Source organism: Clostridium zeae (genome assembly GCF_017312485.1).
In the GTDB taxonomy this organism is placed as follows: Bacteria; Bacillota; Clostridia; order Clostridiales; family Clostridiaceae; genus Clostridium_AR; species Clostridium_AR zeae.
The window spans coordinates 40,805-58,540 of the sequence record NZ_BMBA01000012.1; the positions used below are offsets into that span (position 1 = coordinate 40,805).

The following is a 17,736-nucleotide window of genomic DNA, read 5'->3' on the forward strand; positions in this document are numbered from 1 at the left end:
AGTGTTTCATCTTTAATTATAGTACGCAGAGTTTTTTACAAATATAGTTAATACTAATATTTCATATTAAACAATTATTGTCAATATATATAATTTTTTTATCAATTTTTAGTGATTTTACAGAAAAATGAATCTCCAGAATATATTTTGAATTCTGGAGATTCATTTTAGATAATATTTTATTTTAGTCCGAGTTTCTCTATTCTTATTACATTTTCAACTTTTTTAATTATATCCAAATCATTAATCTTTTCTAAAGATTTATTTATTCTTCCCTCTAAAGTATCATGAGTTACAATAACTATAGAAACAAGTCCCTTATCTTCTCTTCTAGCTTTTTGTATAAACGAAGCTATACTCACTTGCTCTTGCCCGAATATAGTAGCTATCTCACCTAATACACCGGGCATATCTTTTACTGTTATTCTTAGATAATACTTCGCACCTATATTATCCATAGGAGCTATTTCTTTGTCCTCATATCTACTTGTAATTATACTTGCTCTATCTCCATCATTTCTTAATACGGATATTATATCTCCAACTACAGCACTTCCTGTTGGAAGCTCTCCTGCCCCTCTTCCATAAAGCATAAGATCTCCTACAGCATTTCCTTTTATAAATATAGCATTAAAGGAATCATTGACATTTGCTAGAGGATGTATTGATGGAATCATTGTTGGATGAACTCTAAGCTCTAACTTACCATCAACCTCTTTTACTATAGCAAGTAACTTAATAACATATCCAAGTTCTTTTGCGTACTCAATATCCTTTGAAGTAATCCTAGTTATTCCTTCTCTATAGATACTATTTACATCAACATTTGTTTCAAATGCAAGAGTTGTTAATATTGCAAGCTTGTATGCAGCATCATAGCTTTCTATATCTGATGTTGGGTCTGCTTCTGCATATCCCTTTTCCTGTGCTTCTTTCAAAGCATCCTCAAAATCCATTCCTTCTAATGTCATCTTAGTTAAGATATAATTTGTAGTACCGTTTATTATTCCTATAACTTCTTCAATTTTGTTTGCAGTTAGGCTTTCATTGATTCCATGAATTACAGGTATTCCACCAGCTACACTAGCTTCAAAATTTACTATAACTTCATTTTTTTCAGCTTCTTCAAATATCTCTTTTCCATTAGTAGCTATAAGTAACTTATTAGCAGTAACTACATGCTTTCTTTCTTTTATAGCTCTTAATATATAATCTTTAGCAGGCTGTAACCCACCCATAACTTCAACTATTATCTTAATGCTGTCATCGTTAAAGATTTCCTCAGCATCAGTTGTAACAAGCTCTATTGGCACTTCTACATCTCTTGCTTTATTTTTATCTCGAACTAATATCTTTGCAATTTCTATATCATACCCAGCTCTTTTTATAATAGCTTCTCTATTGGTATTTAATATATTCCAAACGCCTTTACCTACATTACCTAGCCCTAATAATGCAATCCTTACTTTCTCCATTATAATTCTCCCTTTTCAATGTATTCTTAAAATATTGACCTGTGGGATTATAAAAGCTATCTAGCCTTATCTACCCCTTAGTAATACCCCAATTGTCTACAACATAAAAACATTACTTATTTTACAAAAGCACCATAAATAGCTCTATAAGCCTTTTCAAAGTCTCCATTTTCCACACCAATTATTACGTTTATTTCACTAGATCCTTGGTTTATCATTCTCACATTGACGTCTGCTTGTGAAAGACTTTTAAATATGCTAGTAGCAACACCTTTAGTTCTATTCATACCCTTACCAACGGTAGCTATTAGAGCCATACTAGGATGAACTTCTACAGTATCTGGATTACACTGTCTTTTTATCTCTTCAAGTATAATATCAAGTTTATCTGCTACCTGACTTTCCTCTATAACTAAAGATACAGAATCTATTCCTGAAGGCATGTTTTCAAAGGAAACTCCGTTACTTTCAAGTATTGTTAAAAGCTTTCTACAAAAGCCTTGTTCAAGGTTCATAAGCATCTTCTGTATTGCAATTACAACAAAGTCTTTCTTTCCTGCTATACCAGTGATTGTATCTCCATAGGTTTGAACTCTCTGTTCATCAACTATGAAGGTTCCTTTGTCCGAAGGTTTATTAGTATTTCTTATATTTATAGGTATAGCTACATCTCTAACAGGGAAAATACTCTCCTCATGAAGTACTTTAGCACCCATATAAGATAGCTCTCTAAGCTCCTTATAAGTTACGTATTCTATAGACTTTGGATTTTCAACTATATTAGGATCAGCCATTAAGAAACCAGAAACATCAGTCCAGTTTTCATAAAGCTTAGCACTAGTACATCTCGCTATTATTGCTCCTGTAATATCTGAGCCACCTCTAGAAAAGGTCTTTATTTTTCCATCAGGCGTAGCTCCATAAAATCCAGGTATAACAGCTTTTTCTACATTTTTTAGTCTTTCTCTTACAGCTACTTCAGTAGCATTCATATCTAAAGTCCCAAAATGCTTAAACTTTATTATCTCTGCTGCATCAACAAATTCATAGTTTAAAAATGCTGCAAGTAATAGTCCATTTAAATATTCTCCTCTACTAGCAGTGTAATCTGCTGAAGCACCTTCTTCTATCTTTTGCTTTATCTCTTGAAGGTACTTTTCTATATCCATATCAACCTTAAGCTCTAAGGCCAAAGTCTTATATCTATCTTCTATATGCTTAAATACATCTTCAAAGGATATTTGATTCTTTGCATGTTCGTAGCAAAGATATAATAAATCAGTTATTTTATAATCCTTTTTAAATCTCTTTCCTGGCGCTGAAGGCACAACAAATTTTCTTTGCGCGTCCTCATTAACAATATTTTTTACTTTATTAAACTGTTCACTGTCCGCCAGCGAACTTCCTCCAAATTTAGCTACAACTATATCACTCATACTTTTCCCCCTAATTGTTTATAGACTCGAAACTATAGCCCCATCATTATCGATATCCACTTCTAATACCTGCCAGCAGTTTTTAAGAGTATCTAAATAACCTTTTATATTTGTAGAAAAAGCTTCATCATCTTTTCTTAGCATAACCATGATTGTTGGTCCAGCTCCACTGAGAAATACAGCTAAAGCATTTTGCTTATTGCATTCATTTTTTATATCATAAAAGTTTTCTATAAGTCCTGCTCTATAATCCTCATGAAGTTTATCTTTGCATGCAACCTTAAGAAGATCTAAATCACCATTTGATAAAGCAGATATCATAAGAGCTACTCTACCTATATTATAAACGCCTTGCTTATAATCAATACTCTTAGGAAGTACTGCCCTTGCCTTTTCAGTAGATAATTTAAAATCTGGTACCAATACACAAAGTTTAATGTCTTCTTTTATATTTATTTTGTTATATATAGTCCTATCCTCTTCTGTTACTGAAACAGTCATCCCACCATATAAAGCAGGCGTTATATTATCAGGATGCCCCTCCATCTCTGCTGATAGTTCTAAAACTTCTTCTTTACTTAAAGGACTTCCTGCAAGTTCATTTGCCGCTAATATTCCACCAACTACACAGGCTGCACTACTTCCAAGCCCCCTGGATACTGGTATATCACTTTCAATCTTTATACTTAATCCTTTAGGTTTATATTTGATTTTATCAAAACATTTTTTCATAGCTACATATATTAAATTATCTTCATTCTTAAATTCTTCATCACAGCCCTCAAATATAAGGCCTTCTTCTATTTCCTCTACAACAAATCTATTATATTTTTTTACCGCTATTCCAAGACAATCAAACCCAGGTCCTATATTTGCACTTGTAGCTGGAACTCTTACCTCTACCATATCATCACCTATAAACCCAAAAATTCTTTAATTACGGTTCTCATATTTTCTTTATTACATGTTGTATTATGAATTACTGGTTTACTTTCTAAATTCAATATACCTTTAGGTATTTTAATATCGAAATTCTTAGAAAGAGTTTCTACCATTTGAAAGTCTGAAGCTTCTTTCTGTTCAAAATTAAGAGCTTCATTAACACTTCTAGGGAATTTAAAAGGACTGGCTGTTGATGCTATCACCGTTACCGCATCATCCTTTGTTTCATTTTTATATTTTTCAAAAACTTCATAAGCAACAGCAGTATGAGTATCTATTACATATCTTGATGAATCATATACTTTTCTTATTGCATCAACGGTTTCTTCTTCTGTAGCAAAATCCCCATAGAACTCTTTAAGCCTAACTTTCATAGCTTCACTTACTTCATATCTTCCTTCAGTCCTTAGTTTACTCATAAGATCTCGTATAACAGCTGAATCCTTACCGCTTATCTCATATAAAAATCTTTCTAGATTACTAGAGATTAATATATCCATTGAAGGAGAATTAGTAACTAAAAACTCTCTATTTCTATCATATACACCTGTATTTATAAAATCAGTGAGTACCTTGTTCTCATTTGAAGCACAGATGAATCTTTCTATAGGCAGTCCCATACTTTTAGCATAAAAAGCAGCAAGTATATTGCCAAAATTGCCTGTAGGTACTACAACATTTATTTTTTCTCCAGCCTTAAGCCTTCCTTCTTTTAATAAATTTACGTATGAGTATACATAGTAAACAACTTGAGGTATTAACCTTCCTATATTTATGGAATTTGCAGAAGATAGCATATATCCTTTATCTTCTAGCTGCTTGTTGAAATCATCATCCCCGAATATATCTTTCACTCCATTTTGAGCATCGTCAAAATTTCCTTCTATACCCACAACAAAGGTGTTGTCTCCTTCTTGGGTTACCATCTGTCTTCTTTGAATCTCACTTACTCCGTCTTTTGGGTAAAAAACTACTATCTTAGTTCCAGCAACCCTTGCAAAACCTTCAAGTGCAGCCTTACCAGTGTCTCCAGAAGTAGCAGTAAGAATAACTATATCCTTATCTATCCCTGTTTTGTTTGCTGCTGTCTTCACAAGGTACGGAAGTATACTTAGAGCCATATCTTTAAACGCTAAGGTTTTTCCATGGAAGAGTTCTAAAAAATATGCTCCTCCAGCATATTTTAATGGTGCTATTGAAGAATCTTCAAACTTTTCATCATAGGCTCCCTCTATGCAAGCTTTAAGTTCTTCATCAGAAAAATCGTCTAAATATTTCTTTAAGATATAAAATGCTAACTCTTTATAATTCATTTCTTTTAGCTCATCAAAGGATTTCTCTATGCTTGGAAAACTTTCTGGAACAAACAATCCTCCATCTTCAGCTATGCCCCTAACTATAGCTTCTGAAGCTTTAACAAAATTTTCTTTTCCCCTTGTACTTTTATAAAACACTACTTTAGCCCCCTTTAGGTAATTTAAGTCACTTCTTGTATTATATATAAACAAAAAGAGACTAGTTTTAAACTTAGTCTCTGGAAATACGGCTTTTGATATTCAAAAAACTCAAAAAAAGCTTAATAAGCTAAAAAAAGTTAAACTGAATACAATATCAAAATCCCCTGTCCTTTTACCTGAGAGTTTCACCACATCTTTATGGTTTTCCCCTTCGGTGCTCCATTGAGTCTCTCCAGAGGTTCGTCCAATAACGGTTTAATCCCGCTACCTTCATCCGAATCTATAAAATTATTGTAATTATATATCAAAATATTCTAACAAGTCAATAAAATAGTCAGAAATATATGAATTTAATAGATATACCATTTTATTAATTGTTTTCAATAGGATATTTGTAATCGAGGATGGAGGTTATTTATAAAATGGTATACCTAACTATAATCTAGTATATGTTTTATTGATAAATATGTTCATTCATCTCTATTTAGATTTATAGCGTTTCTTATAGCTATAAGCGTATCTTTAAGCTCATATTTAGGTACAATAAGTTTTATTGTCCACATCTTATCTTTTGGTTTTTTTCCATTAACTTTAACTTTTATTACCTTGTTTATTGCATAATCAGAAGAATATCCTTCGTCAACCTCTTCCACCCTGCCCCAAGGTATAAGCTCTCCATCAACTGTAAGTATTCCTTCCTTGCTAATTATAGTATTTGATCTCATTTTTTTAATTTCGAAAAAGAGTAAAACTATTATCATTGTTATAATTACAGCAAATTGCACAGAATATATAGATTTTGGTTTTTCTAAACTATGAAACCACCCCCATACTGTACTAGTATCTTGAGGAATATCTTTATCATTTGAAACAATAGTTGTATAAAAACTAATAATAGCAATTACTGCCACTATATTTAGAATTAAATCCACTTTGCTACTGCTCTTATATTCGAACCATTTCTCTCTTATAAGCCCAACATTTAAAACTCTATCATTATAGCTTTTTATTAGCTTTATAATAGTAAAAACATAGCTTAACAACATAAAAAGCACGTATAAACTTGCCATAGCCCCTCCATAATACACCCATGCATCTTTATTAATTATTTTGGCGCTGTTAAAGTACTATGTTAAAATATAGCCATTATTTTATATATTAATGACTTAACTTTAGATATTGTATTGAGATTAAAGTATAGTACCTATGCTACCTTAATGAATTTTGCAAAGAATTAATAGCCCTATTATACAATAAATCACTCAATTTGTTAATATAATACTTTTATGCATTATTTTTTAATATAATAACAATATTTTATAATATAACGTAATTTAATAGGCATTATTTTACCTATTATTAACTTAACAAGTATAATATTAGTGTATTATTATATAAGTAATAAAGTATTATTATTGAATACTTAAAAGGAGATTATTATGTTAAACAAAAATCTAAGAAAAAAACTGGCTTTATCTCTAATTTCTGCTTTTGCATTATCTCAGCTCTTTAATTTCTCACCTTTCCCTAGTCCTCATAAGGTTGTTACTGTGAAGGCTGATACTTTAACCTATAGCTGGAACAATACTATACCTGAAAAAACTCCAGCTGCAGGTGCAAGCAACGGAAAGCTTGTACTTTTCGACAACTCCCATGATGAGACTGCTGGAGCCGCAGATTGGGTTTTAGATGGAGGCTTCTCTGATTTTGCAGATGCTCTTGTTTCAAAAGGCTATACTGTAAGAGAATATAGAGGAGTTGATAAAGATGGCGATGGAGCTATTCGTTATTATGATGACAGACAATCAATAAATGTTGCTAAAAATGAAGCAGTTATAACCTATGATGCTATAAAAAACGCTGATGTTTTTGTAATGGCTGAAGCTAACAGACCTCTCACTCAAGCTGAGTACTCAGCTCTTAAGCAATTTGTTGATTCAGGTAAAGGATTATTTTTTATAGCTGATCATTACAATGCTGATAGAAACACTAATACTTGGGATTCAACGGAAGTCTATAATGGCTACAATAGATCCACCGATACTCAATACAATATGGGCGGAGTTTACGGTGATATGAGAAATCCTCAAAGTGCAACCTCTGGATGGCTTGCACAAAACTTTGGAATCAGATATAGGTTTAATGCCATAGATTGCAAGAACGGTGTTTCTGGAGTAAAGACTTCCTCATATTCAGAAGGAATAACTACTGGTGTGTCCCCTATTCTCATGGCTGCTGGCTCAACCCTAGCAATAACAGACCCTAGCAAAGCTAAAGGAATAGTTTATTTTTCATCTACAGATAGTCCTGTAAAATGGAGCAGTGCCGCTGATACTGGTCTTTATTTTGGAGGAGAAAATGAAGGACCTTATGTTGCTATATCAAAACCAAGTGCTGGCAAAGCTGCATTTATAGGAGATTCCTCTCCTATAGAAGATGCTACTCCAAAATATCTAAGAGAAGATACAGGCAAAGCAAAATCAACTTATCCAGGTTGGACTGATACTGGAAATGCCGCTACTCTTTGCACTAACATAGTTAATTGGTTATCTAATAGTGAAAGCTATATAGGCTTTGATGGAGTTAGTCACTCCAAAGGTACTGCCACTCCAACTCCAATGGCTGATGTTGAAAAAACTCAAACTCAAGCTGAGCCTTGGACTACTCCAAGCTACGACCCTTGGAATACAGATAATTTTGCCAACGGCTCCTATGGAGCACCTTATAGCGCTTCAGGTTCTTCAGGCGGAGGCACAACTACTGGTTTAGTAAAACTTTCTTTATATCCTTCATATGTTTACGTAAATGAACCTTTCGCTATCATAGATGGCGGTACTGCTTCAAATCCTCAAATTGGTGCTTATAATACCAGTACTGGAGCTCAAATAGGTCAGTTACTGGTAAATGGAAGCTGGACTTCAGCTGGCTACAATACAATCTCAGGAACTGGTCCTTTGGCTGCAACTATTAGAGTAAATACTTTAGCTTCCTCTACTACCTTAAAGCTTAGAACTTCCGATTCAGCTACATCAGATAAGCAAGCTGTAACAGGTTTATCCTCTGGCTACGGATACCTTCAAGGAACAATTCCGAGCTCACAGCCTACCGATGTAGTTGCAGCGGTTCAGAGCGGAATTATACTAGGAACAGCTCAAGTAGACTCAAACAACCAAGCTAAAATTGCAGTAAAATCCGGCTCTGGAATCACTCTTTCTCTTTATTCCTCAACAGGGGCAAAGAAAGCAGATTTAACCGGAACTTATACTGTATCAAACAGTCAAACTACTGCAATCGGAACTTCTACTGTTGTTTCAGTTACTTCAGTAAGTCTTGATAAAACCACTTTAAGTTTGACTACTGGAACTTCTTCAACACTTACAGCTACTGTGGCTCCTTCCAATGCTACTAACAAAAACGTTTCTTGGACCAGCAGTAATACTGCTGTGGCAACAGTACAAAATGGAACTGTAACAGCAGTGGCTGCAGGTACTGCAACAATAACAGTGACAACTCAAGATGGAAGTAAAACTGCGACCTGTAGCATCACAGTTACTAACCCAACCTCTGGAGATACTTACGAACCAAATGGCACCATCAGCAGTGCTTATACTATAACTTCTGGTTCTACCTTAAGCTCATATATCTATAGTGCTTCAGATGTGGATTACTATAAACTTACTGTAACCACTTCAAAATCTTTTACTATATCACTAACAAATCTACCAAAGGATTATGATCTTACACTATATGATGCAAACGGCAATTATATAGATTACTCAGAGAATTCTGGTACAACCTCTGAAACCTTAACTGATACCCTATCAGCTGGAACTTACTATATACAGGTTGTAGGTTATAACGGAGCATATAGTACTACAACACCTTATAAATTGACAGTTAACTAAAAAATATAATTTATAAATAAAAAGCCATGCATATATAAGACATAATGTCTTGTATGCATGGTTTTATTCATTAATATTCTATTAGTTATAGGTCTAAATCATTATTAATTTTTCAATTCCCGTATTTTCTCTATTGGTAATCCTGTTAACTTTTCTATTTGTTCTATAGGTAAATTCATTAAAAGAGCACTCTGAGCAATTGCTATTTTTTCTTTTTCTATTCCTTCTTTTATACCGTCTTCTCTTGCGCTTTTTTCCCTAGTCAACTGATCCATTATTTCCGCCTGTCTTGCTTCATATGCCATTCTAGCCTCTTTACTTTTACTAACTCTTTGCAGTATTTCATATGCAGTTTTAATATTTTCATTTTTCTCAGCTAACATCTCCATGCCCTCCTTTGACTTTGCATCTATAAATTCAAGCCACTCAAGTATTGGGTCATCTATATCTTTTAACTTATCTATCTTTGCAAGTTTCGGTAATTCTAAAAAATGAATCTCTAAGACATCAGTTAACTTATATAAAGTTTCATCCTCTAAAATATGAAATCTTGTGTGAATTTTATCTATAGGTATTCTCTCAAAATCAACAATATTTATTGTTATACACTTTTTGAGTTTATCATAAGTATCTCCAGGACTTATTTGGCTATTATACATCTTTGACCAATAAAACAAAGTTCTTTCTGCCATAAACTCTGTAGGTAATATTTGTATCTCTATGTCAATATTTTCATTATTCTTAGTCTTTACCCTTATATCTAAAATTCCTTTTTTATCTTCTTTGAATTCTCTTAAAAGCTCTGTATTTAATAATTCTATTTCTTTAAATTCTTCCTTATCTAGCTTTAAAGCGGCACTTAGAAATGCAATTAATACATCTTTATTCTTTTCATCTCCAAAAATCAGCTTGAATACAAAATCAACTTTAGGGGACATTATAAAATCATCATCAAATCTATTAGTATCTATATTAAACTTACCATTTTTACTGATCATATTGTATTTGCTCCCCTCATTTAATTATTTTATATATAAAATTCTATCCTCATTTTGACTGCTTTATTCTCTACAAATCATAGTCTTTACTTTATCTTATTATACCATATAAAAACAGCTGTATCACCTTATTTCTTTTACTTACCTTATCTTCATCCTGAATATAAATCAGTATTTTCTCCCCCTCTTTATCTGAATAAATTTTTACTTGTTTTTCTGAACCATATGCAATTTTTATTCTACCCTTGGAATTTTCTACAACTATTTCTTTCATATCAACAGTAACCACCAAGTACCTATTTAATGCATAGATGCTATTAATCTTTTTATTGATTGTTGCTACTTCATAGTTATTCTCTACTAAGAAGTTCTTATAGCTTGTTACATAGAATCGTTGAAGATTGCCATTGAACTCAACTTCTCTAGTTCATAGAAATTCTATGAAAGCCTTAATATCTCCAATATAACTTTCTATTGATTTAGGACCCTTACCATCCTCAATTAGGCTCATCTTGAAATCTTCAATTAATTGCCACATCATCTTTACTCCTTTCAATTTCTTTACATGGAAAAAGAGCCAATGCTTCTTCATTAGAAACATTGACTCTTATCACAATTATAATATATATTTAGCTTTTCTTTTAGTTACATCTCACTACATTATTGAAATTATGCAGTAAAAACTCAGCTGTATTTAATCTATAATATTAATACTTTTATTCAATATTTGAATATTGTATTTATTATACGTTATTTTGCAGTTAATATATACAGTATTTTGTAGTTAGCTTATTAGGCATTAATAAGTGTAAAACTTCATTATGGTGAACCTATCAATCCTGGAGTTATCTGTTCAACCCTTGCCCAATCAAATGAACATTTGATGTGCATTTGATTATTGCATCTAATTTCTAATACTCCATCTTCTTCTCCATCATTAATTTCGAATTGATTAATCTGGTTATTTGTTCCTAATCCGTTAATTGTTAAATTTCTAATTCCAAAGAAAGACATTTCTACGTATACTACATCCCACTTGTCCCATCGTTTAGGTTTTGTTTTAATAACTTCCTTTGTTAACAATCGTATAAACAATGTTGGTCCATCTCTCCTTAGTTGTACATCTAGTAACTCTGAGCCATTCAAGCTTGGTATATCTCCAAATATACTAGTAAACGCCTGAGGATTCATCAGTTTAATTTTATTAATCATCTTATACATCACCCTCCCTATTTATTATTTCTCTTATCAAAATAATAATGGTCTTCCATACCTTCTACCTTTCCTGTCCTTGTATTCTCAGCCGGTCTTACATTATGATGAGACGGTTGGTCTCCAATGCCACCTTCACCAAAGTCGTGTCCTGCCGAATGGTCTTGAATTACTATCTTTTTACCATTTACATCATACGTCAATTCTCTAGTCATTACAGGTTGTTTATTTTCATTCAAAATCCAATTACCATTAGAATCTGTTAAAGGCACCATCTTCTGGCTAATAGGTTGTTGGGACATTGGTATATCCAGTTGTCTTTTAATTTCTCTTAAACTAGCACTTCTATATTCACTTGAAGCTTCAGCCGTGCCCTTAGTTGATTTTAACCCTTCATTTCCAGATCCACTTTTACTATTCTCAAAAAAGCTGAATCCAGGATTAATTCGTGCACTAGTTGCTGAGCTAGCTCCTGATGCTCCTCCTGTAACCAGTGCTGGCTCCATTGAAGGTGATACTCTAGATCCTCCAAGAGCTCCAATCAATGATACAACTTCACCAACACGGTAAGCCTGCGCAAATCCATAGCTACTCTTCATATTCTTTTCTATATCATCATCAGTAATCTTCGTGCCGCCAATCATAGGAGCTATAAAGTTTCCTACCCCTCTGATTATATTAAATGATCAAAGCCTAATATAAATCCACTAGCACTAGGCATCATATTGTACTCACCATCAGAATCTGTGCTATTACTTATATTATTGGCCTTAAACTCTACCTTTGGAATAACTAAATCTTTTATTATACTACCAACTGATGATACTACAGATATTCCTTTTTTTAAGGATTCAACTTTCTGTTGAGTATCTCTTTCTACCTTTGGCTTAACGACCTTATTATACACTATATTAGCTGCTTTATATGCTGCTGTTGCAGTATTAACTATTTTTTTACCCTTATTAATTACACTACTTACTGCTTTTCCTACATTGGTATTTGATATATAATCTATCGCTGGAGATATAGCACTTAATATCTTACTTCCAACATAACTAGCAGTTTCTTTTACGCTACTTATTACACTCTTTGCACTACTAAAGAAGTTATCTACAAAACTTGTCCAATGTCCATTTTGATCATCATAAATCATTGGGTTGTTATTTACATAAGTATATAGATTTAAGCTTAATGGATCATTTGCATTTCCTCTATAGGTATCTTCTTGCATGAATCTTGCTGATTCTTGATAATCCGATTTATCATATTTTTAGCTTCTTTTATCGATGTTTATACTATAGAAAAGGCTAACGCCGTTCATTGCAGCGCTAGCCTTTGTCAATATTATAATGTGTTTAGTTTTATTAAGAAACTTTTCTACAATCAAATCATAATATAGCCTTATTATCAAGTTAATCTATCAATATTATCCAACATCTTAAAACCAGCTACTTGAGAGTTCTTCAGCAAGATTATTTACTTAAAACTAATAATAAATAATTTAATACCAACTTATTATACAATATCATCAGGCATATCTCCAGGCTTTTCCCAATACTTTAGCTCATCCATTGCTCTTTCTAAGTCATCCATATCGTCATCCCCTAAAGTATTATCAAACTTCTCTGACAATATACCCCTAATTTTAGATAATCTGCTTGTAACTTTCCATTGATCAATAAATCTAGTAGTTTCTTTTTCATATCCTGCTACATCCTTTTCCATATAGTAAGAACCCATATCATGTAAAGATATTAAAATCAAATTAATTTCTTTGAGTATTTGTAATGCTTCATTTCCTGTTAAATTTATCTCTTTATTTTCTTCTATCATTGTTTATTTTCTCCTTACAAACTTTGGATTTAACAATTCTTCAATTCCACCCTTTATTGTTAACTCTGGTGTACCATATCTAGGATTTTTTACCCACTCAAGCTTAGAATTAGGAACATCAAACTCAACATAATCTCTTCCTTTACCAGTTTTAATCTGATACTTAGTTTCAGCCTCAACTTGGCTAAGCGGTTTTTTACTTGCTAGTTCCACATAAACTCTATTATTATCCTTGGCGATTATACTTCCATCCTGCTCTATTCCATTTATACCTTTTCGGTTTGTGTAATGTCGTACTCTGGTAGTCTCTTCAACTATTTCATTAATTCCCTTGTTACTTCCACCCCTATCCATAAAACTATATGTTCTATTGTTTTTTATGGATCCTCCACCTGGAATGGCAAGAGCTGTACTCTCTCTTTCTGATAAATCCATAATACTTCCAGCTAATGCAAGTGCTGCTAGATTCCCAGTTAAAAGTCCACTTCCAGCTTCAATGACACCACCAGCAAAATAATAATTACTTTCTGATATCTTAAGGTTATCCATTGCAAGATTCTTTACAGGATTTACTCCAGATAGAGTTTCTCTTACTTCTCCTGCTCCAAAAGCAACTGTTGTTAGTCCTAACCCTATTAAGGCAGCTCCTGCTACTTGACCACCAGGCATCAACATAGCTGCTCCACCAGCAACTGCACCTACAGCCCCAACAACCATAGACATTCCACCAAAGGCCAATTTTTGCATATCTAGGCCTTTAACATAACTAGCGACTTCTCCAGCCTTTACTACTATACCTGTCTTTAACTCTTGTAATTTCTGCTGATCATCTCTTTCTACCTTTGGTTTTATAACCTTATTATACACTATATTTACAGCGTTATATGTTGACTTTATTGTATTAAGTGTTTTCTTACCCTTGTTAATTACACTACTTACTGCTTTTCCTACATTGGTATTTGATATATAATCTATCGCCGGAGATATAGCACTTAATATCTTACTTCCAACATAACTAGCAGTTTCTTTTATTGCACCCCAAGTATTACTTACCACACTCTTTGCACTACTAAAGAAATTATCTATAAAGCTTGGCCAATGTCCATTTTGGTCATCATAAATCATTGGATTGTTGTTTACATAAGTATATAGATTTAAGCTTAGTGGATCATTTGCATTTCCTCTATAGGTATCCTCTTGCATGAATCTTGCTGATTCTGGATCATACATTCTGTTTAGTAGATAGTATTTTCCGATTTCTTCATCATATTGATATCCTGCATACCTATATGGATTGCTGAAGGTTGATGTATTTTCTTGTACATTTCCAAAGGCATCATAATAGTAGCTTCCTATTATTCCTCCCTTTCCATCTAATAAGTTTGTAACATCTCCATGTCCGTTGTACATGTAGTATGCTGTTGTAGTTCCTGATTTTCTGCTTATTAGATTGTTTCCATATACATTTCTTGCTTTTTCTGTTCCAGTAGCTCCATCTACTTCAAGTACTACTTGATTTCCTTCGTATAGAAGGTTTGTCTTTTGAGCTCCTTGTTCCTTACTTACTCTTAGGCCTTCCCCGTTGTAAGTATTTTTTAGGATTGTTCCTGAATCATTTTTTGCTTCTATGCTTTTTTCCTATGAAAAGAGCCAATATTTCTTCCATTAGAAACATTGACTCTTATCATTGTTATAAAATATATTTAGTTAACACTTACTAAGTTATTAGTATTACCAATTAAACATTCATTAATTGGCTCAATATATTACACGTGTTCAATATTATGATTAGTCTAAACTCTTAATAAGTCAATTAATTTATTAAAACCTGTTTGAATTGCAAAGTCTAAAGGGGATCTTCCGGCATTATTTTTTGTATTAATATCTGGATTATATTTCATAAATAGTTCCACAAGCTCATAATATCTACCTTTACAATTAAATACAGCACTCCACAGTGCATTATTGCCATAAATATCACGAATATTTATATCTGCACCTTTTTCTAATATTTCTTTGGCCAATAAAATATTAGGATGAAAGCATATAAAATGTAACGCTGTTTGGCCTCTATAATCTTGAGAATCTACATTTATGCCTCTATTTAATAAATCAAATGCAATATCAGATTTTTTGAATGCTATAGCTTCTTGTAATAAACTTTGCTTGTATTCGTTCTTAATGTTTATATCAATGCTTCCAATATAAGATTTATATAATTCTTTTTCTCCATTTCTTATTATCGAAAAAATATCGATATCTTTTAAACTACTATTCATAATATTTCTTCTTTCTACTTCTGTCTATACTTATAATTTATATTTTAATGTTTTATTTCTCATATCTCTCATTGTAACTTCTTAGTCATCATAATATGATATTTCCTATTATGATACCGCTTCTATAAATCCTCTTTATTGTTTTATAACTTTATAACATATATCTAGTCTAACTAGTAGAAATATCCATAGCTAGTTACATCTCATATTCTATATTTTGATTTCTATACATTGAGGATATTTCAAGATACTATTTACTATAATGTTTAAAATATGCTTTATAATATTTATGACCTTTTATATTATATACTAATTTATATCTTCATAAGATTATACTTTTACATAACATGTAAGTGTTATGCTTATAAAAAGGACCTCAGCATTAACCGGTACCAGTCTTGCGCTGAGCATCCTTTTATCATTATAGTTTTAACTTTGTTTCAAAAATTTTATATACTTTCCATCCTTTGTTCCAAAACAGCGACCTTTAGATTTATCATTAGCTAACTTAAAATACTCTTTTGCTTCTTTGAAGTTCCCTAGCTCGTAAGCAACCTTTCCTTCCCAAAGTTCTCTTTCTCCGGTGTCACCTCTTTGAGGAGAGCAAAAAAATATATTATCAACCCGATTATTCATCCTATCTACATCTTTAATCAATCTAGAGATATCTAAAATCCCCCAGACAATAAGAAAACTTTCCGAATAACTAATCTTATCATCTGGTATTTCATCCCACGCTTGCTCCAATAAGAGTATTGATTCTTCATAATTATTATTATCAAATTCTACGTTACTTTTATCCATAAGCTCTTGTATTTTTATCCCTTTTTCACCTGTAACATAAGGCATTGTAATACCCCTTTCTAAATTATATCAATTATCAGATTAAAGTATTTATCATCTTCGTCTTGAAATATCTTATGCCCTTCAAGCATGTAAGACCTTAATAAGTATTCCTTAGGTTTTTCATTATATCCCAATTCTTGTAAACTTTGACCTAACCTCAGTAGAATGAATGGATTACTAAGACCATCTGGACAATTAACTGCATCATACAGAAAATCCTTGGCTTTTTGATAATCTCCTTTTAAAAAACAAGTATCCCCAATAGCTGTATAAATCCATGTACTTGCTTCCCATATATTTTTAGGCACTGGAACTAACTCTAAAACCTCTAGATACTTGCTTACTGCTTCATCATAGTTAGATTTATCAACTAAAGAATCTCCTAATTCACATAAACTCAGTATTTTCTCATAAACTCTTTGTTCCAATTCCATAATTAACTCCCCCTATCATTTTGTTGGTGGTAAATAATTTTGTTTCAACTTTGCGCCTTGTGAACGATTAATACTGTAATGATCTAAATAATAATTATTTGAATCAAGCATCCATTTTCTGACCTCTGGTGATTTTGCACCATAATTTTTTCCTACTTCATTCCACCAGGTTACTGCATCAGTTTTATGTGACATATCTGCCTGATTAAGTGGATACCACTCATCATTACTCGCCTGAAATTGAATCTCTCCACGTACAATCTTGATTTTATCTTATTGACACATCTTGTAAATAATTTACCTTCCTAGTCTTTGAATATTTATTTAGAGTCCTGCCAAAACTTTATATTTTTTTCTTACTGATTCTGGATTGTACATTTAGTGGTAGAGTTGAGTAGTTTCAATATGTCCCCTTATTCTTTCACTCTAAAAATAAATGAACTAACCTACTTATTTTCAGCTAGTTCATTTATTGCTTATCTTACTGTATTATTACATTATCAAGCTCTATACCAAAGTCAGTGACAATCCTTCCAACTGTTACCGTAGATTTTTATCTAAAAATCAAATCCAATTAAAGTTTTTCTTTCTATTGCAAAGTGAATTATGTCTTGAAATTTTTCCAATAACTCTTTTTCTATAACATCATTGAATTTATTATTTTTCAATATATTATCAATTATATTTTTAGCATTAACTAACTTATCAAACGGTAAAATTTCTTCTTCAAAATCATCAATAATTATATCACACTCGTTGTTTATTAAATTAAAAACACCTAGCTTATCTAGTCTACCATACTCTTCTTCACTAAGTATCCATTCCACCATTTGCTCTGGTTTTTGAATCCCATAATCATAATCCTCTACAGCTTTATAATCTTTTGGAATCCTAATATATCTATCCCTCTTCATAAATA

The 17,736-nt window shown here is 32.2% G+C and carries 18 protein-coding genes and 1 riboswitch; of the genes, 1 reads left to right on the plus strand and 17 read right to left on the minus strand.

The annotated features are described in order from the left end of the window. Positions 1–179: 179 nt before the first annotated feature. From J3477_RS24865 to J3477_RS24885, 5 genes are all read right to left on the minus strand, one after another. On the minus strand, positions 180–1,475 hold the full coding sequence (locus J3477_RS24865) for a homoserine dehydrogenase (RefSeq protein ID WP_206872931.1): 1,296 nt from the start codon (positions 1,473–1,475) through the stop codon (positions 180–182). Between the two features lie 116 nt (positions 1,476–1,591). Next, on the minus strand, positions 1,592–2,911 hold the full coding sequence (locus J3477_RS24870) for an aspartate kinase (RefSeq protein WP_206872932.1): 1,320 nt from the start codon (positions 2,909–2,911) through the stop codon (positions 1,592–1,594). Between the two features lie 18 nt (positions 2,912–2,929). Then, entirely contained in the window at positions 2,930–3,817 is an 888-nt protein-coding gene (gene thrB, locus J3477_RS24875; RefSeq protein ID WP_206872933.1) for a homoserine kinase, read from the minus strand. Positions 3,818–3,825: 8 nt separating this feature from the next. Then, positions 3,826–5,307: a threonine synthase gene (thrC, locus tag J3477_RS24880; protein WP_206872934.1), complete on the minus strand. Its 1,482-nt coding sequence runs from the start codon at positions 5,305–5,307 to the stop codon at positions 3,826–3,828. Between the two features lie 157 nt (positions 5,308–5,464). Next, a riboswitch (glycine riboswitch) is annotated at positions 5,465–5,556 on the minus strand. A gap of 224 nt (positions 5,557–5,780) precedes the next feature. Beyond that, the gene (locus J3477_RS24885; protein WP_206872935.1) at positions 5,781–6,380 is read right to left on the minus strand and encodes a hypothetical protein; all 600 of its coding nucleotides are present in this window, start codon (positions 6,378–6,380) and stop codon (positions 5,781–5,783) included. Between the two features lie 369 nt (positions 6,381–6,749). Here J3477_RS24885 and J3477_RS24890 point away from each other — a divergent pair, with 369 nt between their 5' ends. Further along, positions 6,750–9,215, plus strand: coding sequence for an Ig-like domain-containing protein (locus tag J3477_RS24890; protein WP_206872936.1), 2,466 nt, complete (start codon positions 6,750–6,752; stop codon positions 9,213–9,215). 104 nt (positions 9,216–9,319) lie between these two features. Here J3477_RS24890 and J3477_RS24895 read toward each other — a convergent pair whose 3' ends face one another. The 12 genes from J3477_RS24895 to J3477_RS24950 form a co-directional block, all read right to left on the minus strand. Beyond that, positions 9,320–10,213, minus strand: coding sequence for an Rpn family recombination-promoting nuclease/putative transposase (locus J3477_RS24895; protein ID WP_206872937.1), 894 nt, complete (start codon positions 10,211–10,213; stop codon positions 9,320–9,322). 91 nt (positions 10,214–10,304) lie between these two features. After that, positions 10,305–10,487 (minus strand): hypothetical protein, encoded by a 183-nt coding sequence (locus J3477_RS26185; RefSeq protein ID WP_228731364.1) that lies wholly within the window; start codon positions 10,485–10,487, stop codon positions 10,305–10,307. Between the two features lie 545 nt (positions 10,488–11,032). Beyond that, complete coding sequence (locus tag J3477_RS24905) at positions 11,033–11,425, minus strand: immunity 50 family protein (RefSeq protein WP_206872938.1); 393 nt, start codon at positions 11,423–11,425, stop codon at positions 11,033–11,035. A gap of 17 nt (positions 11,426–11,442) precedes the next feature. Then, positions 11,443–12,069 (minus strand): HNH/endonuclease VII fold putative polymorphic toxin, encoded by a 627-nt coding sequence (locus J3477_RS24910; protein ID WP_228731365.1) that lies wholly within the window; start codon positions 12,067–12,069, stop codon positions 11,443–11,445. A 29-nt stretch (positions 12,070–12,098) separates the two neighbouring features. Next, positions 12,099–12,656, minus strand: coding sequence for a hypothetical protein (locus J3477_RS24915; RefSeq protein WP_206872939.1), 558 nt, complete (start codon positions 12,654–12,656; stop codon positions 12,099–12,101). Positions 12,657–12,940: 284 nt separating this feature from the next. Continuing rightward, positions 12,941–13,258: a hypothetical protein gene (locus J3477_RS24920; RefSeq protein WP_206872940.1), complete on the minus strand. Its 318-nt coding sequence runs from the start codon at positions 13,256–13,258 to the stop codon at positions 12,941–12,943. Between the two features lie 3 nt (positions 13,259–13,261). Then, a complete protein-coding gene (locus tag J3477_RS24925; RefSeq protein WP_206872941.1) occupies positions 13,262–14,668 on the minus strand; it encodes an RHS repeat-associated core domain-containing protein in 1,407 nt (468 codons plus the stop codon). Positions 14,669–15,051: 383 nt separating this feature from the next. Beyond that, positions 15,052–15,537: an ankyrin repeat domain-containing protein gene (locus J3477_RS24930; RefSeq protein ID WP_206872942.1), complete on the minus strand. Its 486-nt coding sequence runs from the start codon at positions 15,535–15,537 to the stop codon at positions 15,052–15,054. A 429-nt stretch (positions 15,538–15,966) separates the two neighbouring features. Further along, positions 15,967–16,386 carry a hypothetical protein gene (locus J3477_RS24935; protein WP_206872943.1) on the minus strand — a complete coding sequence of 140 codons (420 nt, stop codon included), beginning with the start codon at positions 16,384–16,386 and terminating at the stop codon, positions 15,967–15,969. 14 nt (positions 16,387–16,400) lie between these two features. Continuing rightward, entirely contained in the window at positions 16,401–16,817 is a 417-nt protein-coding gene (locus J3477_RS24940) for a tetratricopeptide repeat protein (protein WP_206872944.1), read from the minus strand. A gap of 15 nt (positions 16,818–16,832) precedes the next feature. After that, positions 16,833–17,012 carry a GH-E family nuclease gene (locus J3477_RS24945; protein ID WP_250648868.1) on the minus strand — a complete coding sequence of 60 codons (180 nt, stop codon included), beginning with the start codon at positions 17,010–17,012 and terminating at the stop codon, positions 16,833–16,835. Between the two features lie 362 nt (positions 17,013–17,374). After that, a complete protein-coding gene (locus J3477_RS24950; RefSeq protein WP_206872945.1) occupies positions 17,375–17,731 on the minus strand; it encodes a hypothetical protein in 357 nt (118 codons plus the stop codon). Positions 17,732–17,736 lie beyond the last annotated feature (5 nt).